The sequence below is a fragment of the Neisseria dentiae genome, from assembly GCF_024580525.1.
Lineage (GTDB): Bacteria > Pseudomonadota > Gammaproteobacteria > Burkholderiales > Neisseriaceae > Neisseria > Neisseria dentiae_A.
Genome location: NZ_JANIKQ010000019.1, coordinates 39,396 through 61,215, shown reverse-complemented (window position 1 = coordinate 61,215; position 21,820 = coordinate 39,396). Strand labels below are relative to the sequence as shown.

Here is a 21,820-nt window from a genome sequence, read left to right as displayed (position 1 = left end):
AAGCGGTCGATGTGCTTGGCAATCATGGCTTGGGCGGTTTGTTGGAAGAAGGTGCTCATGAGAAATCCCCTAAATGTCTTGGAGGAGAATTTAGGGGATTTTAGGGAATTTTGCAAAGGTCTCAGGCCTTTATCAGTTAATCGATCCGCAACCTTAAGGGCGGTATCCGGGCATCACGCCATTGGGCAGCAGCTGCCACACATAGCCCCTGTGTTTCTGTTTGCCCGCCACTGCGCCGGCTTCGTCGCCGTAGCCCCAGAAATAATCCACCCGCACCGCGCCTTTAATTGCGCTGCCGGTGTCTTGCGCCATAATCAGGCGGTTGAGGGCGTAGTTGTTGGCGGGGTGTACGGTGGCCACAAACAACGGCGCGCCCAGTGTGATGTAGTGGCGGTCGATAGCGCCGGCATATTGGCCCATCAACGGGGTGCCGAGTGCGCCGACGGGGCCGTCGTCATTGCCGGGCAGCGGGCGGAAGAATACGTAGCTGGGGTTTTGCCCCAACACTTCGGCCAGCTTCTGCGGGTTGCGGCGCATATATTCTTTGATGCCCTGCATGGTGGTTTGCGCCAGCGGCAGGTAGCCTTTGTCGGCCATGTAGCGGCCTATCGAAACGTAGGGGTATTCGTTTTTGTCGGCATAGCCCACGCGGATATATTTGCCTTCGGGGGTTTTCAGACGGCCCGAACCTTGGATGTGCAGGAAAAACAATTCCACCGGGTCTTCGGCGTAGCCCAATACCGGCGCTTTGCCGTCGAGCGCGCCGCCGTTAATCTGGGCGCGGGTGTAATACGGCACGAAGCGGCTGCCTGCGAAACGGCCTTTCAGGGCGCGGGTGCGCTCGCTGATGGGAAACTGGTCGAGATTGGCCGAATATGGGCCGTTGGCATCGATCACACCTTTGTTGGGGCCGGTTTGGCGGATGCGCACGGTGCTTTTGCTGTTGCGCAGGTTGGCGGGCAGATCGACCGAGATGAAGTCGTTGGGAATGCCGTAGATGGGAAAGCGCGCTTTGCCGGTGTTTTTCGAGTCGCCCAGGAGCACGGGTTCGTAGTAGCCGGTGATGGTGCCGCCCAGATTGCCGTTGGCGCTCACCTGCCACGGGGTGAAATATTGCTCGAAAAAGGCTTTGGCTTCGGCGTTTTTATACGGCGTTTGCGCGGCTTGGGCGCACACGTTGCGCCAGTTTTGCTGCGCTTGCAGTTTTTCGCAGCCGAGGCGGAACGAGCGCAGGCTGTCGGCGAAGTTTTGTTCGTTCCATTGCGGCATGGCGCTGTGGGGCACGACTTTGTAGCTGGCGCCGCCGCCGGGGGTGTGTACGAAACCTTGCGGCGAGGGTGTGCCGGCAGGCAGCGGCTGACCCTGTGTTACCGGCGGTGCGGGCGGTTGCTGCACCGGCGGCACGCTTGGCCCGGGCTTGCTTTTTTTGGTGCCGCAGGCGGCTAAAACGGCGGCGGTGATGCCCAAGAGGGCGATGCGGTAAAAGGTTTTGCGGTTCATATGTGCTGTGTGATAAGGCCGTCTGAAACGGCGGGTTTCAAACGGCGTGGTTTTAAAAAGTTCGGAATAAGGCAGACAAGTTTTGCCGCTGCGCGGTTCCCCGTTTAAGCGGTTTTCGGTTTGCCCCGAAACAGAAACGGGGGCATTCTAACATAGAATCAACGGGCTAGATTTTGGAAGTGGCAATCTTTGCATGCTTTGTATGTTGCCGCAGGCCGTCTGAAAAAACCGAGCGCGTCATACCCGGGCTTGACTTGGGTATCTGCTATTTCGTTTTGAACAATGCGATACTCGGGTCAAGCCCGAGTATGACGGAGAATACTATTCTAGGTTAATCTAAAGCCCTAGCTTACATTTATTATTCTTTTCGATTGCTATTTGGAATTCAGATGGCTTGTTGTATTTATAATGGATTTTATCTTTAAGGAATATCCATTTGTTTAAATTTTATACCGTTTATTTTAAAATAAAAAAGGTATATGAATGAATGGGGAATGTTTATGAAGAATTATTATGAACTTTTAGAAGTAAGTATTACCGCCAAACCTGAAGAAATTCGTAAAGCAATGCAAAAAAAGGCGGAGAGGGGGCAAATTGATTTATTGGCACTCGAGGAATGTAAAAAATATCTATTAAATTCTGAAGAGCGTAAAGAATACAATAAAGCTTTGTTTATGGAACAACCTGAGCTTTTAGAAGAAGTAGCTAGAGTAGCACAACAGAAAGGTGATAAAGATGAACAAGAAAATCAGATTGAAAAAATAGCAGTAATTCCGGACGAAACTTCCAAAATGGGAGGCCGTTCAAAATTGGGGATAGTTGGGAAAATAGGTGGTTCTTTTTTGTTGATATGTTTTGTAATGATGTTGTTTAGTAAGCCAAGTAAACCAAAATTAGACGAATGGACTGCCCAAGTTTCGTGTGAAAGTGCAGTAAAGCAGCTTTTAAAATCTCCCTCAACCGCAGAATTTAGTGGATGGATTAGAGTTTTAAATAGTGATGGAACTTATACTGTAACGGGTAATGTGGATGCTCAAAATAGTTTTGGTGCAATGCTTCGTAGCAGTTTCAGTTGTACTGTTCGAGACAAGGGCGATTCAACAACAGGAACAATTGTAAACTACCTAAAATAAAACTTATGTAACAAATGTAAAGGAAATTCTAATTACTCTCTATATCAGGCTGAGACCTTTGCAAAAATACCTTAAGGCCGTCTGAAATGTTTAAATCCCGTCATTCCCGCGCAGGCGGGAATCCAGATGGAAATATTGAAGTATTGATTAAACAAATACTTGGATGTCAAGCACCTGGATTCCCGCCTGCGCGGGAATGACGGAAATCAGATTTTTCAGGTGATAATTTGAATTTTGCAAAGGTCTCAGGCTGTCTGAAAGGTTGAGCTGCGTATCACATCATTATTCCGCCGGCAAACCCGCCCAGCCGAAGGCTTCGGCCACCTGCTGCCATTGTTCGTCCGCATCGGCGCGCACGGTAACGGTTCGGCCGTTTTCTGGGCTTTGGAACACCAGTTCGCGCGCGTGCAAGAGCAGGCGGGTGGCGCCGGTGCGCTCGGCAACGGCGCGGTTTTGGGCGTTGTCGCCGTGGGTGGTGTCGCCCACGATGGGGTGGAAAATGTGTTTCAGATGGCGGCGCAGCTGGTGTTTGCGGCCGGTGTGCGGGGTGAGTTCCAGCCACGAATAGCGCGAAGTGGCGTAGCGCTTGGCCGATTGAAAGGGTTGCTCGGTGAGGGCGAGGCAGCGGTAGTCGGTAACGGCGTTTTGGGCGGGTTTGTCGGGGTCGGCAAAGGGGTCGGCGATTTTGTCGGCTTCTTCTTTGAGCGGGTAGTCGATGCGGCCGCTGCCGTGTAAATGGCCGCGTACCACCGCCCAATAGCGTTTTTGCACGTTTTTCCGCTCGAACTGCTGTGTGAGGGCGCGGGCGCTTTCTTTATTGAAGGCAAACAGCAAAACGCCCGAGGTGGGGCGGTCGAGACGGTGGACGGGGAACACATGGCGGCCGGTTTGGTTGCGCAGGGTCTGCATCACAAACACGGTTTCGCGGCTGTCGAGCCAGCTTCTGTGCACCAGCATACCGGCGGGTTTGTTGACGGCGATGCAGAGGCTGTCGCGGTAGAGGATTTCGAGCATGGTCGGGTTTTCAAGATTCATGCAGGCATTTTAAAACATCTGCGTCATATCCGGCTTAACCCGATAATAACGAGACACAAACGTTTTCGGATTTGAGTTGGTTTTTTTATAAAGATAACAGGCCGTCTGAAACCTTTCAGACGGCCTGTTTGCGTTTAAACGCCGTTTAAGCGCGTTTTTCGAGCACGGCCACGGCGGGCAGTTCTTTACCTTCCAAGAATTCCAAGAAAGCGCCGCCGCCGGTGGAAATGTAGCTGATTTGGTCGGTTACGCCGAATTTGGCAATCGCCGCCAGCGTGTCGCCGCCGCCGGCAATCGAGAAGGCGGGGCTTTCGGCGATGGCTTTGGCCAGCACTTCGGTGCCGCCGGCAAACTGGTCGAACTCAAACACGCCCACGGGGCCGTTCCACACGATGGTGCCGGCCTGTTTCAGGGCGGCGGCCAGCGCGGCGGCGGATTGGGGGCCGATGTCGAGAATCATGTCGTCTTCGGCCACGTCGTCGATGGCTTTAACGGTGGCTTCTGCGTCGGCGGCGAAGGCTTTGGCCACCACCACGTCGGTGGGCAGGGGCACGCTGCCGCCTTTGGCGGCCATTTTTTCCATGATTTTTTTGGATTCTTCCACCAAATCGTGTTCGGCCAGCGATTTGCCGATGGGCTTGCCGGCGGCCAACAGGAAGGTGTTGGCGATGCCGCCGCCCACGATTAATTGGTCAACCTTGTTGGCCAGGCTTTCGAGAATGGTGAGCTTGGTGGAAACTTTGCTGCCTGCCACAATCGCGGCCAGCGGGCGGGCGGGGGCTTTGAGGGCTTTGCCCAAGGCATCGAGTTCGCCCGCCATCAGCACGCCGGCGCAGGCCACGGGGGCGGCTTGGGCAACGGCTTCGGTGGAAGCCTGGGCGCGGTGGGCGGTGCCGAAGGCATCGTTTACAAACACGTCGCACAGGGCGGCATAGGCTTTGCCCAGCTCCAAATCGTTTTTCTTCTCGCCTTTGTTGATGCGCACGTTTTGCAGCATGGAGATTTCGCCGGCTTTGAGCGCGGGCTTGTTGTCGCGCCAGTCGTTGAGCACTTTCACTTCTTTGCCCAACAGGCTGCCCAAGTGGGCGGCTACGGGGGCGACGTCGTCTTCGGGGTGGAATTCGCCTTCGGTGGGGCGGCCCAAGTGCGACATCACAATCACCGCCGCGCCGTTGTCCAGGCAATATTGAATCGAGGCGAGCGAGGCGCGGATGCGGGTGTCGTCGCTGATTTTGCCGTCTTTAAACGGCACGTTCATGTCGGCGCGGATCAATACGGTTTTGCCCTGCACGTTTTGTTCGGTGAGTTTCAAAAATGCCATGTCGGTTTCCTTTGCGGAGAATGGGAAAAATCGGGGTTTATTATGCGCGAAGAGCGGTTTGGGGTAAAGCCGCTGCGGTTGCGGGCTTGATTTACGTCATGATTACAGGGGGTTACATGAAAAAGGCCGTCTGAAAAGGCTGCGGGCCGTGCGCTGCGGTTATCTCAAGCCGAAAAACGCCAGCACGCTGTTGCCCCAATGCTCGAAATAATAGAGAAACAGCGCATAGCTTTCCTGCAATAAAAACTTGGTTTTTTTGCGCGATTCGCTGTAACGGGTGGTGGGCGTGCCTGAGGTGTAGGCGTTTAAATCCAAATCTTTGGCAATGGCGGCGGCGCGGGCGGTGTGGTAGGGGTCGCTGACGATAATGATGGTGCCGATGCCGTTGGTGCGCAGCAGCGGGCGCACGTTATACAGGTTTTCATAGGTGTTGCGCGATTTGTTTTCAAACAGAATGTCGCGCGCGGGCACGCCTTGTTTGATGGCGTAGCGGCGGCCGACTTCGGCTTCGGTCATAAAGCCTTTTTTGGGGGTGCCGCCGGTGAACACCAGTTTTTCCACGCGCCCGCTCTGGTAGAGGGCGATGCCGTGGTTGATGCGCTCTTGAAACACGGGCGAAGGGCGTTTGTCCCACGCGGCCGCACCCAACACCACGGCGGCGTCGGCGTGCACATAGGTGGGCAGGGTTTGGTTGCCGGTGTGGTAAACCGACCACACGCAGCAGGCGAATGCAAATGCCACCAGCAGCAGGCTTAAAACCAAGCCGTGCAGAAAGTGGTAGCGTAGGCCGTTGCGGCTGCGTAGGGCGGGTGTGTGCATAGGGTTTGCAGGTTGGTTTTTTCAGGTTGGCGAAAGCCGGCGGGTTTTTCAGACGGCCTTTGCGTTTCAAACGGCAGGCCGTCTGAAAGGGTGGTTTTTACAGTAATGCTTCGATGTTTTCCAGCGGCCTGCCTACCGCCGCTTTGCCACCCGCCACCACTATCGGCCGCTCTAAAAGCGCGGGGTGTTCGGCGATGGCTTTGAGCAGATCGTCGTTGCCCAGAGCGGGGTTGTCCAGCCCCAGTTCGCGGTAGAGCGTATCTTTCACGCGCATCATGCTGCGGGGCGAATCGGCGCCGAGCTTGGCGAAAATGCTTTGCAGCTCTTCAAACGAAAGCGGGGTGTCGAGATAGTTCACCACTTCGGCGTCTATGCCGCGCACGTTCAGCAGCGAAAGGGCGGCGCGAGATTTGCTGCAACGGTTGTTATGGTAGAGTGTAACGGTTTTCGGCATGGCGGTTCCTTAACATTTGAACGGTTTTTCTGATTGTAAACCAATCTTTACGCGTTGTTCCAGCCGCATTTTGAGCGAAATCATAAAGTTGGCAGGAAAAAGCAAATAGGCCGTCTGAAAGGTTACAATGCTGCCGAAATGGTTTTGAAAACGGAAAATATGATGAAGATTTTATCTGCCCTGTTACTGGCCGCCGTGTGCGGCACCGCCGCCGCTGCCGAACTGCAAAGCTGGGACGGCAGTGCGCCGCAGCACACCGCGTCGCTCAAAGCGCCCGTGCGCATCATCAACCTGTGGGCAACTTGGTGCGCGCCCTGCCGCAAAGAAATGCCGGCCATGTCGGCATGGTATCAAAAACAGAAAAAAGGCAGCGTGGATATGGTGGGCATCGCGCTGGACAGCCGCGAAAACATTGCCAAATTCCTCAAACAAACGCCGGTGGCCTACCCTGTTTGGCGCTACACCGGCAACGACAGCCGCGGCTTTATGAAAAGTTTGGGCAACACCGTGGGCGGCCTGCCCTTTACGGTGGTGGAAGCGCCGAAATGCGCTTATAAGCAAACGGTTTTGGGCGAGGTTACGGCGGCAAAGCTCGATCAGGCATTAGCCAAGGCACGGGCGAAATGCGGTTATCGTTAAACCACTTGTTTGGTAACAGTATCGTCATACTCGGGCTTGACCCGAGTATCTTTTTGGGTTTCAGAAATTTTTAGGAAACGGAGATACTCGGATCAAGCCTGAGTATGACGCGTGTACTTTTTCTTAAGCGGATTCACTGAAGCGTTTGTTTTTCAGACGGCATCAGCCCGATAGCAGCCCCTGCCCGAAAAACCCGCCTTTTTCAACTCCGGGCAAAACGAAGAAATAGCCGCCGCCGAACGGGCTGATGTATTCTTCGAGCGGCTCGAAATCAAGCAGCTTCTGCACGAAGATAAAGCCGTCGGCAAGGTTGGCCTGATAGCAGATAAACACCAGCCCCACATCCAGTTGGCCGTTTTTGGCCAGGCCGCGCGAGTAGTTGAAAGGCCGTCTGAAAAGCCGGTGTTTTTTGAGAAATTCGGGGTTGCGCGGGTTGGCCAGGCGCATATGGCTGTCTTTGGGGATGGTTTTGCCTTCCGGGTCGCGCGCGTAATCGGGGGTGTCGTGCTCTTTTTTCATGCCCAACGGGGCGCCGCTGTATTTTTCGCGCCCGAAAATGGCTTCCTGCTCTTGCAGCGGGGTTCTGTCCCAAAACTCAACGAAATGGCGGATCAGGCGCACGGCCTGATAGCTGCCGTTTTTCGCCCAGGCGGGTTCGTCGAGGCTGTTGGCAGCGACGCCCGTCCACAACACCTCATCGGCAGTTTTCGGGTCTTGCACGTTCGGATTGGCGCTGCCGTCGCGAAAGCCGAACAGGTTGCGGGCAGCGGTGCCCGGCTCGGTTTTGGGCAGAAAGCCTTCGATGCTCCAGCGGGTGGTGAGCAGTTGGGCGGTGTTTTTGATGATGTCGCGCAGGGCGTTTTGGCAGGTTTCGGGGGTAAAGGCGCAAATTTGGATGCTGATGTCGCCGTCGCACCATTCGGGCTGGAGGCGGTCGTTGGGGAATTTTTTCAGTTCCTGCAAATGTTTGGGCTTTTTGCCGGCCAGGCCGAAGCGTTGGTCGAACAGGCTTGCGCCCACGCCTAGGGTGATGGTGAGGCCGTCGGGGCGGACGGTTTTGCCGAGTATGCCGCTGCCGGCGGGCGGCAGTTTGGCATCGCCGTTGTTCAATTCGCCGCCTTGGGTGAGAAATTCGATGCGCGAAGTGAGAACGCGGAACAGGTATTCCAGCTCTTTGGCGCTTTTTACCGCCGCATCAAATGCGGCCATGATGCCGAACTGCTGGTGCGGTGTGGTAATGCCCGCCTGATGCGTGCCGTAACAGGGATAGCTTTGTTGGGAATGCTGCTGTTGCGCGGTTTCCTGTTTGGTTTTGCCCTGTTTTTCGCCCCACACGAATCCGCCTGCGGCGGCGGCAATGCCGGCTGCGCCTGCGGTGGCTGCGGTTTTCAACAGGGTGCGTTTTCCGGGTTGGGCGGGCGGTTGGTTGTTCGGCATGGTTTTTCCTTGTTTATTTGGCGGCGGTTGGTTTCAGACGGCCTCAAGCTGTTTCAAGGCCGTCTGAAAAGGTTGGATCAAACAAAAATCAGTTCAAACCCAAAGTGCCGCGCAGTTGCGCCAAATCTTCGGCCAAGGCGTTAATCGGGGCTTGCAGGGTTTTGCGGTCGGCTTCGCTGAGTTTGTCGTAGGTTTCAAAGCCGTTTGCGGTTTTGTATTTCGCCAGAATTTCATTAATCTGCTTGAAGTTGGCGTCGGTTTTATCAAGCAGCGCCTGATTTTTCTCGGCAATCATCGGGCGGAACAGCTCGACGATTTTCTGCGAGCCTTCGACGTTGGCTTTAAAGTCACTCAAATCGGTGTGGCTGTAACGGTCTTCTTCGCCGCTGATTTTGGTGGCGGCCACTTCTTCCATCAGCACGGCGGCACCGCCCACAACCTTGCTCGGCGGGAAGGTAAGCGCATCGATTTCGGTTTGCAGTTTTTTCACGTCGGCTTCGAGTTTGCCGGCTGTTTCTTTCACGCCGTCGGTGGATTTTTCAACCCACAAGGCGTGTTCGATGCGGTGGAAGCCGGTGAATTCGGGGTCTTTCGGGCCTTGTTTGTAGTCGTCTTCACGCGCATCGATGGCGGGATCGAGTTCGTTGAACAATTCGGCAATCGGTTCGATGCGCTCGTAGTGGGTGCGGGTGTCGGCAAACAGGGATTTGGCTTTTTCCACCTCGCCCGCTTTCACGGCGGCAACGAAAGCGGTGGTTTTGGCAACCAACTCTTTGGCTTCGGCCTGAACATAGGTTTTATAGTCGGCCAGCGGTTGGGCGAGTTTGGTCAAATCGGCTTCGCCGCCCGCCTGCTTGAAGCCGCTGTCGGTTACGGTGAGCTTGCCGCGCGGGTTGTTCAAGAGGCCGCAGGTCATGGCGTATTCGCCGGGCAGGAGGGTAACGGTCATTTTATCGCCGAGGCCGGGGGCGATGTTTTCACGTTCGTCCACCACCATCACGCCTTTCAGAATTTCCCATTCGAGCTTGCGGCCGCTGTTGTTTTTGATGTTGAACACCACTTTGCCGCTGGGCACGCTCAATTCCATCGGTTCGCAAGCGGTATCGTTCACGGCCACGTTGACCGAGCCGTCGGCATTGACGGCAGGCGCGGCCGATGAGCCGGACGCAGCGGCGGTTTGCTCGGCTTCGGGCGGCTGGCAGCCTGCCAAAGCGAACGCCAGCAGCACGGATAAAGCAAGAATGTTTTTTTGTTTCATATCGATACCTCTTTTCTGTTGAAAGAAATTATTTTGATTCGCTATTGGGAAACCGCCGGTTTGCCGTCGCGCAGAAACCAATACATCACGGGAACCAGATAGAGCAGCCATACCAGCACTTCGCCCTGCGTAGGGTGGTCGGTGTAGCCGAAAAAGCCGCCGAGCAGCACGCCCAGCGGGCTGTCTTCATGCAGGATATGGGAAATGTCGAACACAATGGTTTGCAGATGGTTCCACACGCCCGCTTCGTGCAGCGCGCGCAGCGAACCGGCCAGAAGCCCTGCGGCCACTACAATCAGAAACGCGCCGGTAATGCGGAAAAACTTGGACAGGTTCAGGCGCATACCGCCGCGGTAAACCAGCGCGCCGACGGCGACGGCCGCCAGCAAACCCGCCACCGCGCCGGCGGGCATACGCCACGAGGGGCTTTGCTGGAACACGGCGAGCAGAAAAAACACGCTCTCCAAACCTTCGCGCGCCACCGCCAAAAACGCCATGCCCACCAGCGCCCAGCCGCTGCCGCCTTTGTTTAGGGCCGTTTGAACCGAATCTTCAAGTTGCCGCTTCATCGAACGGGCGGCTTTTTTCATCCACAGCACCATATAGGTAAGCATGGCCACCGCCACCAAGCCGATAACGCCCACCACCAATTCCTGCTGCTTTTGCGGAATCTCGCCGGTGGCGGTGTGGATGGCCAACCCCAGGCCCAAGCACATCAGGGCGGCCGCAACCACGCCGAGCCACACTTTCGGCATCAGGCGGCCGTTGCCCGACTGGTGCAGGAAACCCGCCACAATGCCCACAATCAGCGCGGCTTCGATGCCTTCGCGCAACATAATCAGAAAAGCGATAAACATAGGCTTAACATATTTTTGCCGGTAGATGGTTGAGTTATATTCCTGTTTTAATATTAATGCAAATAGTTTTTATTTTCTAAAATTTATTGAATAATTAAAAAGATTAAAGGCCGTCTGAAACTATTTCAGACGGCCTTTAATCTTAGATTGGCGGATTTGTGTTGTTCGGATTCGGATTGAAACCGGCGTTAAAACGCAGTTTCCGAAAGGGAACGTTTCTGCGAAGCTAAAACGGGGGGGTTAATCAGCGTTTTTTCTGGCCGGTATTTTTGCTGCCTTTGGGCTTCTTATCGGCGGCGGCCAGGCGGGCGGCAACGAATTCGACCATTAAGTCTTTCTTTTCCCAAAAAAACGTTTGCATTTTTTCGAGCGAGTAGATTTTGCGCACCATGGCGGGCAGGCCGTTGTGGATAATCGCGGCTACGTTGCGGTTGAGCGTTTCATTGTCCATCGCGGTTTTCAAATCGGTGTTTTGGCCGTCGAGATAGGCTTGCAGCTCTTTTTTCACGCCGCCGTGGATTTCGAATTGTTTGATCATTTGGGGTTTTCCTTTCCGTAAAATGCGGTGCCATTTTAGCAAAAATAATGGCTTTTTAAACAAATCTTAACTATTTGGCCGGTTTTTAGGGCTACAATATGTCGGTTATTTTCCAAAGGCCGTCTGAAATGTATTTGTGGTTCAAACTGCTGCATGTGTTTTTCATTATTTCGTGGTTTGCCGGGCTGTTTTACCTGCCGCGCATTTATGTGAACCTCGCCCAAGTCGAGGCGGGCAACCGCGGCGAATACTTGCGCCTGTTGGGCATGGCCGAGCGGTTGTTTAAATTTATGACGCCGCTGGGCATCGGTGCGGTGCTGACGGGCTTTGTGATTCCGTTTGTTACCGGCTGGTGGGGCATGGGTTGGGTGCACACCAAAGTAACGTTGGGCGTGGTGCTGTTGGGCTACCATTTCTATTGCTACCGCCTGCTTTTGGATTTTCAAGACAACCGCAACCGCTATTCGCACAAATGGTTCCGCGTGTTTAACGAAATCCCCGTGGTGATTATGGTTGCCGCGCTGTATTTGGTGGTGTTCAAACCGTTTTAATATCCCGTTGAGGCCGTCTGAAAAACATGACTATCGAAATCGAACGCCGTTTCCTTTTAAAAAACGACAGTTGGCGCACGCTGGCGGGCGAGCCGGAAACCATGCGGCAGGGTTATTTGAGCGTGGAAAAAGAGCACACCATACGCGTGCGTATCATCGGCAACCGTGCGTGGCTCACGCTCAAAGGTTATATTTCGGATGTTGCCCGCAGCGAGTTTGAATATGAAATCCCGCTGTCGCACGCCGAAACGATGATGCAGACCATGTGTCCGTTTAAGCTCGAAAAGCGGCGTTATAAAATTGATTATCAGGGTTTTGTGTTTGAAATCGATGAATATTTCGGCGACAACGCGCCGTTAATTGTGGCGGAGTTGGAACTGCCGAGCGAAGATGCGGCGTTTGCCGAGCCGGAATGGCTGGGTGAGGAAATCACGTGCAACGGCAGATTTACCAATGCTTATTTGAGCAAGCATCCGTATTCGGAATGGGGCGAGCGTTAGGGCGTGCCGGTATGTGGCGCCCTGTAACGCTTGCCGAAAAACAAGGCCGTCTGAAAAGTTTTCAGACGGCCTTGGTTTAATGCGGCGCGTATTACGGCTGAGCGGCAGCGGGGTCTTGCGGCAGCGGTGCTACCGGAGTGCCTTCGGCCGGTGCGGCGGCCGGAGCGGGTTCGCCGGCCGGTGCGGCCATCGGATCAACGGGGGCGGGTGCCGGCGCAGCGGGAGCGGCCGGTGCGGGGGTTACGCTATCGGCCACATAAACAAATTTCGTGCGGTCGTCTTTTTTGGCAGACAATTTCACGCCTTGGTATTGTACTTCCTGCAAGCCGGGGAACGCGCCCTGTTCGCCGCCGGTTTGCGGCATATTTTCGGCAGAGGCAAAAGAAGCGGCGGCAGCGGCCAGTGCGGCGAAAGTTAAAGCGGTTTTTTTCATCATTCATCCTTTCGGTTCGGTTTATCTGTTCATAAGCCATAATTTGACGGCGGGCCAGTGCGAGAGTTTTTCGGCATACGGTTAAGGGCAGGTTAATAAATAACAGGTTAATAAAATAAAGCTGCTGCTTTGAGAAATTGTGTAAAAATATGACGTTAAATGCGGGAATGTGTGAACAAGCCCGAGAGGCCGTCTGAAAACCGTATTCTGCCCTGCCCGCTTTTTGAACCGGATATACCACGCCCGCCGTATAATCCGCCTTCCAACCCCATGCGAAAGCCTTCAGAATGACCACCCAGCCCGACAAATTCAATGCGCTCTTTTTCTCGGTATTCTTTCTGTTTGCCGGTTTCGGCCTGTTTCTCAACTCGGCGGGCGTGGAGCTTTCGCAAATGGGTGTGAACAACACCGCCATCGGTGTGTTAAACGCCGCTTTCTTCGTGGGTGCAGCGTTAAGCGCGGTGGCCGCGCACCGTGTGGTGTCGGGCGTGGGGCATATCCGCAGTTTCAGCGTGTTCGGCGCGGTGTTCGCCATTGCGGCACTGGGGCACTTGATGACCGACAATCTGTGGGTGTGGGGCGTGTTGCGGGTGGTGCTGGGTTTCTGCTATTACAGCCTGCTGATGATTGTGGAAAGCTGGTTTGCCGAACGCAGCACTGCGGCAGCGCGGGCGAAAGTGCTGGCGTTGTACAACGTGGTGTATTACATCTCGTTCACCGCCGGTATCGCGCTGTTGAGTTTCAAACTTTCCAGCAATGAAATCTTCACGGTTTCGGCGATGATGGTGATGGCGGCCATGCTGCCGGTGGCACTCACGCGGCTGCACGCGCCCGAGCTGCCGCCGCGCCAGCGCATCAGCCTGCCGCGCCTGTTTGCCATCGCTCCGTTGGCGCTGGTGGGCAGCTTTACGGCGGGTTTGCTGATGAACGGTTTTTTCACGATGGCATCGGTGTTTCTGCTCAAGCAGGGTTTTGACGTGCGGCAGATTTCGTTTTACCTGATGACGGCGATGGTGATGGGTTTCGCCGCACAGCTGCCGGTGGCGAAACTTTCCGACCGCTACGGCCGCCGCGCCGCCATTTTGGCCTGTTCGCTGGTGTCGGCCGCAGGTGCGGCGGCGGGCATCGGGCTGATGTGGGCGGGCATCACCGCCGCGTGGGTGCAGTATGCGGTGGCGTTCATGTTCGGCATCGGCCTGTTTACGCTTTATGCTTTGAGCGTGGCGCGCGCCAACGACCAGCTGCCCAACGAAATGAGCACGGTTGAAGTGAGCCGCAGCCTGCTGTTCAGCTACGGCATGGGTTCGATGCTGGCGCCGATATTGCTGGGTTTGGTGATGGACCAGGCCGAACGCTATGGTTTTTATGCCTATTTCGTTGTGTTTGCCGCGTTGCTGGCCGCGTTTGCCAAACAGCAGCAGACGGTGCCGGAAGACAAGCGCAGTATGCATGTGAACATGCCCGCCGCCGCCGGCCCCGTGATTGCCGATCTCGACCCGCGCAACGACAGCGGTGTGCTCAAGCCGTTCGACGAGGCCGAAGCGCAAGCCTATGCCGAAGAGCTGGCGCGCGAAGCACAGGCGGATGCGCCGCCGCCGGAACAGGATATGCGCAATCCGGCCGGTTAGGTTGGGGTTTTTTAGAAATGCCTTAAGGCCGTCTGAAATATCCAACCGCCGTTATACCCGGGCTTGGCCCGAGCATCTTTCATTTTTTGAAACAATTAAGATACTCGAACCAAGCCCGGATACGGGGCAGAAGTTTAAAATGCCGATATGGCTTGCAAAGCTTGAGGCCGTCTGAAAACTTTCAGACGGCCTCAAGCTTTGCAAAAGTTGCGGTTTGTTTGAACCGCACGCCGGTTATTCGTAAACCTTCAGCAGTTCCACTTCAAAAACCAAAGTGGCGTTGGGCGGAATCACGCCGCCGGCGCCGCGCGCGCCGTAGCCCATTTCGGGCGGAATGGTCAGCTTGCGTTTGCCGCCTTCTTTCATGCCGCCGAAACCTTCGTCCCAGCCTGCAATCACTTGGCCCACGCCCAGCGTGATGGTGAGCGGTTGGCGGCGGTCGAGGCTGGAATCGAATTTGGTGCCGTCTTCCAGCCAGCCGGTGTAGTGCACGGTGATTTCTTTGCCTTTCACGGCTTCTTTGCCGTGGCCGGTTTCGATGTCTTCAATGATTAAGCTCATGACTCTGCTTTCGTTATCGGATTGGGGGCGGCAAGCATAACATATAGTAAAACAACACAAAAGGAGACAAAGCGCCGAAGCCGCAGACAGTGCAAGTAGTACGGCAAGGCGGGGCAACGCAGTATCGTTTTGCGTTGTTTTGCTATAAAACGGGTATCAGTTGCCCACGCATTGGTGCAGCGGAAAGCGGCTTTTGCCGGCGCGGAGGTTTTTCTTTTTTTCGTAGCGGTTCCACGCTTTTTCGTGAAAATAAAACACAAACGTGTTGGCCAGCGGCTCGATTAACGCCACCGCGCCCGAAATGCCGATGCTGCCGGTTAAGGCGTAGGCTACGCCGAATGCCACGCCGAAGTGTAGAATGGCGAAAGTGATGGTTTTCAACATGGTGGGTTCCTTTTAAGAGCCTAGGGTCTGTCGACGTGACCGGCGAAGCGGTTTTTTGAGGCAAAAACCGCGTATGCAAGGCAAAAAGCGCAGCAAGGTTGAACACCTTGCGAGCATTTTTAACGCCGCAGACGGGGGATTTTGACCAAAAATACCGCCGTTGCGTTAATTGTCGACAGGCCCTAATAAGAGGCCGTCTGAAATGATATTGATTAGCATCATATCGGAGGGGCGGCGGTTAAAAAATTTGATTCTGCCAATATTTAATTAGTTAAATTTTATCAGATTAAAAAATTCAATAGTAAAGGATAATTATGGAAATGCTGAAAATCGTTGCGCTCGACCGCGACACGCTGGCGGACAAACCGTTTGGCTTTGATTTCCAACACGAACTGGCCGAATACGGCAACACCGAACCGCAAAACACGGCGGAGCGCCTTCAAGGCGCACAGATTGCGATTACCAACAAAGTGGTGATTGATGCCGGGCATATCGCCGCCAACCCGCAGTTAAAGCTGATTGCGGTGGCGGCCACGGGTGTGAACAACGTTGATGTGGCGGCGGCCAAAGCGGCGGGCGTGGCGGTGTGCAATATCCGCGCCTACGGCAACGATTCGGTGGCCGAACACGCGTTTATGCTGATGATTGCGCTGATGCGCAACCTGCCCGCCTACCAGCGCGACATTGCCGCCGGCGTGTGGGAGCGGTCGCCGTTTTTCTGCCATTTCGGCGCGCCCATGCGCGATTTGAACGGCAAAACGCTGGTGATTTTCGGACGCGGCGGCATCGGTGCCACATTGGCCGGTTATGCCCGCGCATTCGGCATGGCAGTGTTGTTCGGCGAACACAAACACGCTGACGGCGTGCGCGAAGGGTATGTGGCGTTTGACGAAGCCATCCGCCGCGCCGACGTTATTTCGCTGCACTGCCCGCTCACGGAGCAAACCGCAGGCATGATAGGCGAAGCCGAGCTGCAACAGATGAAGCCCGGCGCGGTTTTGGTGAACTGCGCGCGCGGCGGTTTGGTGGACGAACACGCGCTGGTGGCTGCGTTGAAATACGGCATGCTGGGCGGGGCAGGCTTCGACGTGCTTACCGAAGAGCCGCCGCGCAACAGCAACCCGCTGCTCAAAGCGCGCCTGCCCAACCTGATTGTTACGCCGCATATGGCTTGGGGCAGCACCGAAGCCCGCTACCGCCTGTTTGATATGTTGGTGGAAAACATCAACCGTTTTGCGGCGGGTCGTCCGCAGAATCTAGTTTGAAATACTGCTACGGGTGCGCTGTGCGAACGGCAGGCCGGAAAACCGGTGAACCGGAACCTTTGTAAAACACATTACGACCGTGTAAAACTAAATTCAAACCAATTGCTTAGTCATCATTCCGTCATGCTCGGTACTAACCCGAGTATGACGATAGAGAATTGTTTGCTGAGCATCAAAATAGCCTCGCAAAGCATCAGGCCGTCTGAAAAATATAAAATCCATACGGCCGGCCATTAAATAATCAAATTTGAAATAAACAATTTGTTTATTGTCATAGACAGAATAAAATATACCGTTTATCATTATTTGAAACCGTTTATATTTATTTTGATTATTTGACAACATAATAAAGGGAGATACCGTGGCCGGTTCATATTCACTTTACCGCTGCGCTGTTTTGGCCACTTCTACCAGCATGCTCGACAGCATACTCGACCGCAACAGCCCGATTCATATGCTGCGCCTGAGCGTACAGATAGGCGGGCAAACTTATGCCGAAGGCTTGGACTTGAAAGCCGAAGAATTTTATGGGCAGATGCGCAGCCTGCCCGAAGAAAAAATCACCACTTCGCCGCCCGATATGCAAAGCCTGCTCGATACTTTCCAATATCTGAAATCGCAGGGCTATGAAGAGGCTATTGTAACCACCATCAGCGGCAAACTGAGCGAAAGCGCCGCCGTTATCCGCCGGGCGGCGGAGGCAATGGCCGACAAGTTGAAAATCTATGTGGTGGATACCGGCACCACCTGTATGCCCGAAGGCTTCTTCGCCCTTGAAGCTGTGCGCCTGCTCAAAGCGGGCAAAACGGCCGAAGAAGTGGTGGATTATCTCGAAAGGCTGAAACCGCGCTGCGAAATCCTGTTCGGCGTGCATTCGCTGACACAACTCATCAAAACCGGCGGCCTGCTGCGTATGGGCGCGGCGTTTAACGATTGGTTGGGTTTGAAAACCGTTTTGCGTTTCAATCATAAAGGCACGTCGCATTTGGCCAGCGTGCAGGACGACGAACAATTGATAGAGCGCCTGATTGAAGCCGTTATCGTGATGACGGCCGACAAAAATCCCGCGCATCTGGTGATGTCGGGCGGTTACTGCGGTGATCACCAACTCTATCAGCGTTTCGCCCGCAAGCTGCACGCCAAAACCGGCCTGCATTTGGAACACGGCATACCCGTTTCGCCCGTGGTCGGCGCTTATTTGGGCCTAAACGCCGTGGGTGTGGGCATTGTGGAGCGTTTGCCGGAATAAATGGGAAAACGGTGGCAAGCCAGGGTGTCGTGAGGGTTTAAGTTATTTTGCAGTAAGGGCTTTATCCAATATTTCAGGCCGTCTGAATATTTTTCAGACGGCCTGAAATATTTTTAAAAATTATGCACGAGCCTATACGAACCAATTGAATAAAAAGTACACATGTCATACTCGGATCAAGCCCAAGTATGACGAAAAGGCTACCAAACAAATGGTTTTGCCTTGTGCGGTTTATTTGATCACCCCGCAGGCCATGCGTGCGCCGCCGCCACCCAAGGCGGCGGGGTGGTCGCTGTAATTATCGCCGCCGGCGTGAATCATCAGCGAGTGCCCGCGCAGGCTGTTGATGTTTTTGATGCGCGGGGCAACCACGGGTTGGATATGGCCGTTTTCGGCCACGGCCAATGCAGGCAAATCACCTAAATGTCCGCTGTCATCCCACGGGCCTTTGTGGGCGCCGGTTTTTTTCGGATCCCAGTGTCCGCCGGCAGCCATGCCGGCCGTTAGTTTGCCGTTGCTTTCGGCTGGGGCGCAGCTGGGTTTTTCGTGAACGTGAAAACCGTAAATTCCGGCTTTCAAGCCTTGCAGTTTGGGGGTGAATACCGCGCCGTATTTGCTTTGGCTGATGCGGATTTCACCGATCGGGGTGTTGCCTTTTTCGATGTCGAGCCGCGACACGGGCACGATGATGTCGGTTTGGGCGCAGGCGCCGAAAGAAGCGGCGCAAAGTAAAGCGGCGAGCAGTTTTTTCATGGGATTCTCCTTATCGGTTGGGGTAGCGGGCCGGTTTCATAAAAACGGATCGGTGCGAACCCGGCACGAACTGTTGTGCACGACATCTGTTTAGACGGGCGGCAGCGGTAAAACTTACAGCTCGGTTTTTTGACTGGGTCGGTGTTGTTTTTTAAACCGGCTGCGGGGAGCGGTGTTTGGCAGGTGTTCCGCCTTAATTGTATTCAGACGGTCTGAGACCTTTGCAAAATTCCCTAAATTCTCCTCCAAGACATTTAGGGGATTTCTCATGAGCACCTTCTTCCAACAAACCGCCCAAGCCATGATTGCCAAGCACATCGACCGTTTTCCCTTATTGAAACTCGACCAAATAAAATTGTGGGAAAAGGTCGGGTTATTTACACTTTTTATGCTAAACGACTTTTATTTTTTGCTGGAATGATGGTTTCGTGATTTTTGAGCATTCTCAAGAACGATGCGGCTTCGCCGTGCCTTTCGGCATTCTTGACAACCCTCAAAAATCCCAAAATGGGTCTGCATGCAAAAAACAGAAAGTGTAAACAACGCTGGAATTTCCTACATCCAAAACTGCCTTCAGGCCGTCTGAAACATCCGATTATCGTCATTCCCGCGTAGGCGGGAATCCAGACGCTTGGTATCCAAGTATTCATTTAATCAATACTTAAAATTTTTCTATCTGGATTCCCGCCTACGCGGGAATGACGGTGTTAAGCATTTCAGACGGCCTTAAGGTATTTTTTGCAAAGGTCTCAGATATTTATTTCTTGTCCAAGCGGCAGGTGTTGATGCCGAAAATCCGATACAGGGGGCAGTTCGACAGCAGGCCGGTAACCAACGGCACAATGCCCAGCCAGCCCCACCAGCCGATGACACCGGCAGCCGCCAAAACAATCGAAGTTGTGGATGGCCGCATAAACCATATTGGTGCCGACAAGGGCGGTATCGTTGTCTGAATAGGCAACAACGCTGTCACGCAAACGCCCGCCATCCACCAGCAGCTTACCGTTGCGGTATTTCAGCCCCAGCCACTTCGGGCGGCCGCCTTGTCGGAAATTGGTATTAACGGCGGCTCTCATTGTTTCGGACAATTTGCGCATCAACAAATAGCGGTTGTCGTCCAAACCTTGCCCAAGCCGCTCGATTTGGTTTTGTACTACAAACAGATTGTCTATTTTTATTTCAATCATTGACTTATATTTGCCCGGGGATTAGTATTTTATGAAGAGCCGTAACTGCGGGTTTCCTACTGGAAAGGTTAAGCTGGCTGTGCCACCTTATGATCCTGTTCGAATCAGGCAAAGCAGTTTACGGCTTTTTCCATATCAGCTTATATCCTTTAATAATGCGCCTGCGGCGATGCGGGGGGCTTTATCGATGCCGCCTACGTTTTGTTTCATGGTTCTTCTCCTGATTATTTTATATAAAAACTTTTTTATATATTTTAAATTTTATATTATTTAAATTTTAGCTGTCAACAACAATGCAAACAGGCCGTCTGAAAATATTTCAGACGGCCTGTTACTTTTTAAAAACAACCAATTAATTTACACAATCAATCGCCCATCACCCGGCCTTCCCTGCGCGGGTCGGCACCGCCTTGCAGGCCGTTTTTACCGATTACGATGCCTTGCACGCCCGAGTTCAAATCGCGCACCTGCACTTTGTAGCCCAGTTTTTCCAAATCGGGGGCTTTCGCTGCGGCGGCGCTGTTTTCTTCCAATTCATATGCGCTGCCGCGGTTGAGCATATTGGGCAGGTCGATGGCGGCTTGGATATCCATGCCCCAGTCGATGTGGGCGGTTAGGGTTTTGGCCACATAACCGATAATGCGGCTGCCGCCGGGCGAACCTACGGCCATATAGGGTTCGCCGTTTTTCATCACGATGGTGGGCGCCATCGAAGAGCGCGGGCGTTTGCCGCCGGCCACGCTGTTGGCCACGGTTTTGCCTTCTTCATCAACGGGGTTGAACGCAAAATCGGTTAACTCGTTGTTGAGCAGGTAGCCGTTGGCCATCAGGGTGGAACCGAAAGCGTTTTCGATGGAAGTGGTCATCGAAACCACGTTGCCACCTTTATCCACCACCGCGATATGGCTGGTGGAAGGCAGCTCCATGCCCTGCCCTTTGCCCTGCGTACGGGCGAAACCGCCGGGACTTACCTGCGGCAGCGCGCCGTAGCTGTTTGCAATCAAACCGGCACGCAATTTCAGGTATTCGGGATGCAGCATGGCACGCACCGGCACGTCGGCAAAGGCAGGATCGGCCACATAATAATCGCGGTCGGCAAACGCCAGGCGCGATGCATCACCCAACACGCGCCAGCTTTGGATATTGCCTGCGCCCATGGCTTTCATGTCGAAATGCCGCATCACGCCGAAAATCTGCGCCAGCGCGATGCCGCCCGAGCTGGGCGCGTCCATGCCGCAGATTTCAAATTCGCGGTAAGGCGCGCAAACCGGCTCGCGCTCGATAATGCGGTAGTTTCTCAAATCGGCCGCCGTGATTTTGCCGGGGTTGTCTTTCGCACCGTTCACGGCTTTGATGATGTTTTCGGCAGGCTTGCCGCGGTAGAACGGCGCGCTGCCTTTGGCCGCCAAAAGTTTCACCGATGCGGCGAATTTCGGGTTTTTCAACACGTCGCCCGCTGCCGGCGGTTTGCCGCCGGGCAGAAAATAAGCGGCGGTTTCGGGATAGCGTTGCAGATATTGCTGGTTTTGTTCGATGGATTTAGCCATGCGCGGCGACACGGCAAAACCCCGTTCGGCCAAGGCCACCGGTTTGGCAAACAGAGTTTTCCACGGCAGTTTGCCGTAGCGTTTGTGCACGTCTTCCAACAGTTTGGGCACGCCGGGCACGCCCACCGAACGGCCGCCCACCACCGCCTGCATAAATTCGAGCGGTTTGCCGTTTTCATCTAAAAAAAGCTGCGGCGTGGCGGCCTGCGGTGCGGTTTCGCGCGCATCGAAGGTGGTGAGCTTTTTGGCTTGGTTGTCCCAATACACCAAAAATGCGCCGCCGCCCAAACCCGAAGACTGCGGCTCGGTCAAACTCAGCGTGGTTTGCATGGCAATCATGGCATCGATGGCGCTGCCGCCGCGCTTGAGCACTTCATAACCCGCTTCGGTGGCCAGCGGGTTGGCCGATGCCGCCATAAACTCTTTGGCTTCAACCAGCTGCTGCGCCGTTTTGCCCGTGCCCTGTTCGGGCGCATGGCTTTCTGCGGCGGGTGCGGGCTGATAGGCGTGGGCGGTTAGGGAAAACGCGGCCAAGAGGCCGAGCAAAACGGGCTTTAACGGCATAATCTTCTCCTTCAGGCTGAAAAACTTTTTTAGAACAACCGCACTATACCCGATTTTTCAGACGGCCTGCCGGTTGAAGCCGGATTTAATCTATCGGCAAAAGGCCGTCTGAAAACTGTGCACAATCCGCCCGTTTTCCACAAATAATGTTTTTCAGGGCAAACTATCCACAATTTTCCGCAACACCCGGGGCGGGTTTTCCAAAAG

General features: G+C 54.3%; 22 protein-coding genes and 1 pseudogene. 8 read left to right on the top strand and 15 right to left on the bottom strand.

Features of this window, described 5'->3' with window-relative positions; genetic code table 11:
• Positions 1-153: 153 nt before the first annotated feature.
• Positions 154-1,500 (bottom strand): murein transglycosylase A, encoded by a 1,347-nt coding sequence (mltA, locus tag NQ012_RS10960; RefSeq protein ID WP_257067622.1) that lies wholly within the window; start codon positions 1,498-1,500, stop codon positions 154-156.
• A 479-nt stretch (positions 1,501-1,979) separates the two neighbouring features.
• Between mltA and NQ012_RS10955 the strand changes: the two genes are divergently transcribed.
• Positions 1,980-2,633, top strand: coding sequence for a J domain-containing protein (locus tag NQ012_RS10955; protein WP_257067621.1), 654 nt, complete (start codon positions 1,980-1,982; stop codon positions 2,631-2,633).
• 282 nt (positions 2,634-2,915) lie between these two features.
• On the opposite strand, the gene truC is transcribed toward NQ012_RS10955, so the two are convergent.
• From truC to arsC, 4 genes are all read right to left on the bottom strand, one after another.
• Positions 2,916-3,647 (bottom strand): tRNA pseudouridine(65) synthase TruC, encoded by a 732-nt coding sequence (gene truC / locus NQ012_RS10950; RefSeq protein WP_257067624.1) that lies wholly within the window; start codon positions 3,645-3,647, stop codon positions 2,916-2,918.
• Between the two features lie 166 nt (positions 3,648-3,813).
• Complete coding sequence (locus NQ012_RS10945; protein WP_257067620.1) at positions 3,814-4,989, bottom strand: phosphoglycerate kinase; 1,176 nt, start codon at positions 4,987-4,989, stop codon at positions 3,814-3,816.
• 159 nt (positions 4,990-5,148) lie between these two features.
• On the bottom strand, positions 5,149-5,808 hold the full coding sequence (locus NQ012_RS10940) for a YdcF family protein (protein WP_257067619.1): 660 nt from the start codon (positions 5,806-5,808) through the stop codon (positions 5,149-5,151).
• A gap of 97 nt (positions 5,809-5,905) precedes the next feature.
• Positions 5,906-6,262, bottom strand: a complete 357-nt coding sequence (gene arsC, locus NQ012_RS10935; protein ID WP_257067618.1) for an arsenate reductase (glutaredoxin) — start codon at positions 6,260-6,262, stop codon at positions 5,906-5,908.
• Between the two features lie 159 nt (positions 6,263-6,421).
• Here arsC and NQ012_RS10930 point away from each other — a divergent pair, with 159 nt between their 5' ends.
• Positions 6,422-6,901, top strand: a complete 480-nt coding sequence (locus tag NQ012_RS10930; RefSeq protein WP_373566651.1) for a TlpA disulfide reductase family protein — start codon at positions 6,422-6,424, stop codon at positions 6,899-6,901.
• Between the two features lie 162 nt (positions 6,902-7,063).
• On the opposite strand, the gene efeB is transcribed toward NQ012_RS10930, so the two are convergent.
• The 4 genes from efeB to NQ012_RS10910 all read right to left on the bottom strand — a co-directional run bounded on the left by efeB (position 7,064) and on the right by NQ012_RS10910 (position 10,991).
• Positions 7,064-8,338 (bottom strand): iron uptake transporter deferrochelatase/peroxidase subunit, encoded by a 1,275-nt coding sequence (gene efeB / locus NQ012_RS10925; RefSeq protein ID WP_257067616.1) that lies wholly within the window; start codon positions 8,336-8,338, stop codon positions 7,064-7,066.
• An 88-nt stretch (positions 8,339-8,426) separates the two neighbouring features.
• Positions 8,427-9,596 (bottom strand): iron uptake system protein EfeO, encoded by a 1,170-nt coding sequence (gene efeO / locus NQ012_RS10920; protein ID WP_257067615.1) that lies wholly within the window; start codon positions 9,594-9,596, stop codon positions 8,427-8,429.
• 41 nt (positions 9,597-9,637) lie between these two features.
• A complete protein-coding gene (gene efeU, locus NQ012_RS10915) occupies positions 9,638-10,453 on the bottom strand; it encodes an iron uptake transporter permease EfeU (RefSeq protein ID WP_257067614.1) in 816 nt (271 codons plus the stop codon).
• 244 nt (positions 10,454-10,697) lie between these two features.
• Positions 10,698-10,991 carry a hypothetical protein gene (locus NQ012_RS10910; RefSeq protein ID WP_257067613.1) on the bottom strand — a complete coding sequence of 98 codons (294 nt, stop codon included), beginning with the start codon at positions 10,989-10,991 and terminating at the stop codon, positions 10,698-10,700.
• Between the two features lie 128 nt (positions 10,992-11,119).
• Here NQ012_RS10910 and NQ012_RS10905 point away from each other — a divergent pair, with 128 nt between their 5' ends.
• Positions 11,120-11,542: a CopD family protein gene (locus NQ012_RS10905; RefSeq protein WP_085365277.1), complete on the top strand. Its 423-nt coding sequence runs from the start codon at positions 11,120-11,122 to the stop codon at positions 11,540-11,542.
• Positions 11,543-11,568: 26 nt separating this feature from the next.
• The gene (locus tag NQ012_RS10900) at positions 11,569-12,042 is read left to right on the top strand and encodes a CYTH domain-containing protein (RefSeq protein ID WP_257067612.1); all 474 of its coding nucleotides are present in this window, start codon (positions 11,569-11,571) and stop codon (positions 12,040-12,042) included.
• A gap of 91 nt (positions 12,043-12,133) precedes the next feature.
• On the opposite strand, the gene NQ012_RS10895 is transcribed toward NQ012_RS10900, so the two are convergent.
• Complete coding sequence (locus NQ012_RS10895; protein WP_176579719.1) at positions 12,134-12,478, bottom strand: hypothetical protein; 345 nt, start codon at positions 12,476-12,478, stop codon at positions 12,134-12,136.
• Between the two features lie 284 nt (positions 12,479-12,762).
• Between NQ012_RS10895 and NQ012_RS10890 the strand changes: the two genes are divergently transcribed.
• The gene (locus tag NQ012_RS10890; protein ID WP_257067611.1) at positions 12,763-14,103 is read left to right on the top strand and encodes an MFS transporter; all 1,341 of its coding nucleotides are present in this window, start codon (positions 12,763-12,765) and stop codon (positions 14,101-14,103) included.
• A 234-nt stretch (positions 14,104-14,337) separates the two neighbouring features.
• On the opposite strand, the gene NQ012_RS10885 is transcribed toward NQ012_RS10890, so the two are convergent.
• Positions 14,338-14,664, bottom strand: a complete 327-nt coding sequence (locus NQ012_RS10885) for an FKBP-type peptidyl-prolyl cis-trans isomerase (RefSeq protein ID WP_257067610.1) — start codon at positions 14,662-14,664, stop codon at positions 14,338-14,340.
• Positions 14,665-14,820: 156 nt separating this feature from the next.
• On the bottom strand, positions 14,821-15,048 hold the full coding sequence (locus tag NQ012_RS10880; protein WP_085365272.1) for a DUF2061 domain-containing protein: 228 nt from the start codon (positions 15,046-15,048) through the stop codon (positions 14,821-14,823).
• 314 nt (positions 15,049-15,362) lie between these two features.
• On the opposite strand from NQ012_RS10880, the gene NQ012_RS10875 reads away from it, so the two are divergent.
• The gene (locus NQ012_RS10875; RefSeq protein ID WP_257067609.1) at positions 15,363-16,313 is read left to right on the top strand and encodes a D-2-hydroxyacid dehydrogenase; all 951 of its coding nucleotides are present in this window, start codon (positions 15,363-15,365) and stop codon (positions 16,311-16,313) included.
• A 361-nt stretch (positions 16,314-16,674) separates the two neighbouring features.
• Positions 16,675-17,562: a DegV family protein gene (locus NQ012_RS10870; RefSeq protein WP_257067608.1), complete on the top strand. Its 888-nt coding sequence runs from the start codon at positions 16,675-16,677 to the stop codon at positions 17,560-17,562.
• Between the two features lie 231 nt (positions 17,563-17,793).
• Here the strand turns inward: NQ012_RS10870 and NQ012_RS10865 are convergent, their stop codons facing one another.
• Positions 17,794-18,315: a superoxide dismutase family protein gene (locus tag NQ012_RS10865; protein WP_257067607.1), complete on the bottom strand. Its 522-nt coding sequence runs from the start codon at positions 18,313-18,315 to the stop codon at positions 17,794-17,796.
• A 268-nt stretch (positions 18,316-18,583) separates the two neighbouring features.
• Between NQ012_RS10865 and NQ012_RS10860 the strand changes: the two are divergent.
• Positions 18,584-18,685 (top strand): annotated as a pseudogene (locus tag NQ012_RS10860) (IS5/IS1182 family transposase); the annotation flags it as partial.
• Between the two features lie 379 nt (positions 18,686-19,064).
• On the opposite strand, the gene NQ012_RS10850 reads toward NQ012_RS10860, so the two are convergent.
• Both NQ012_RS10850 and ggt read right to left on the bottom strand, forming a co-directional pair.
• Complete coding sequence (locus NQ012_RS10850) at positions 19,065-19,502, bottom strand: phage virion morphogenesis protein (protein ID WP_445013498.1); 438 nt, start codon at positions 19,500-19,502, stop codon at positions 19,065-19,067.
• Between the two features lie 365 nt (positions 19,503-19,867).
• A complete protein-coding gene (gene ggt, locus NQ012_RS10845; RefSeq protein ID WP_257067606.1) occupies positions 19,868-21,613 on the bottom strand; it encodes a gamma-glutamyltransferase in 1,746 nt (581 codons plus the stop codon).
• Between the last annotated feature and the right edge of the window lie 207 nt (positions 21,614-21,820).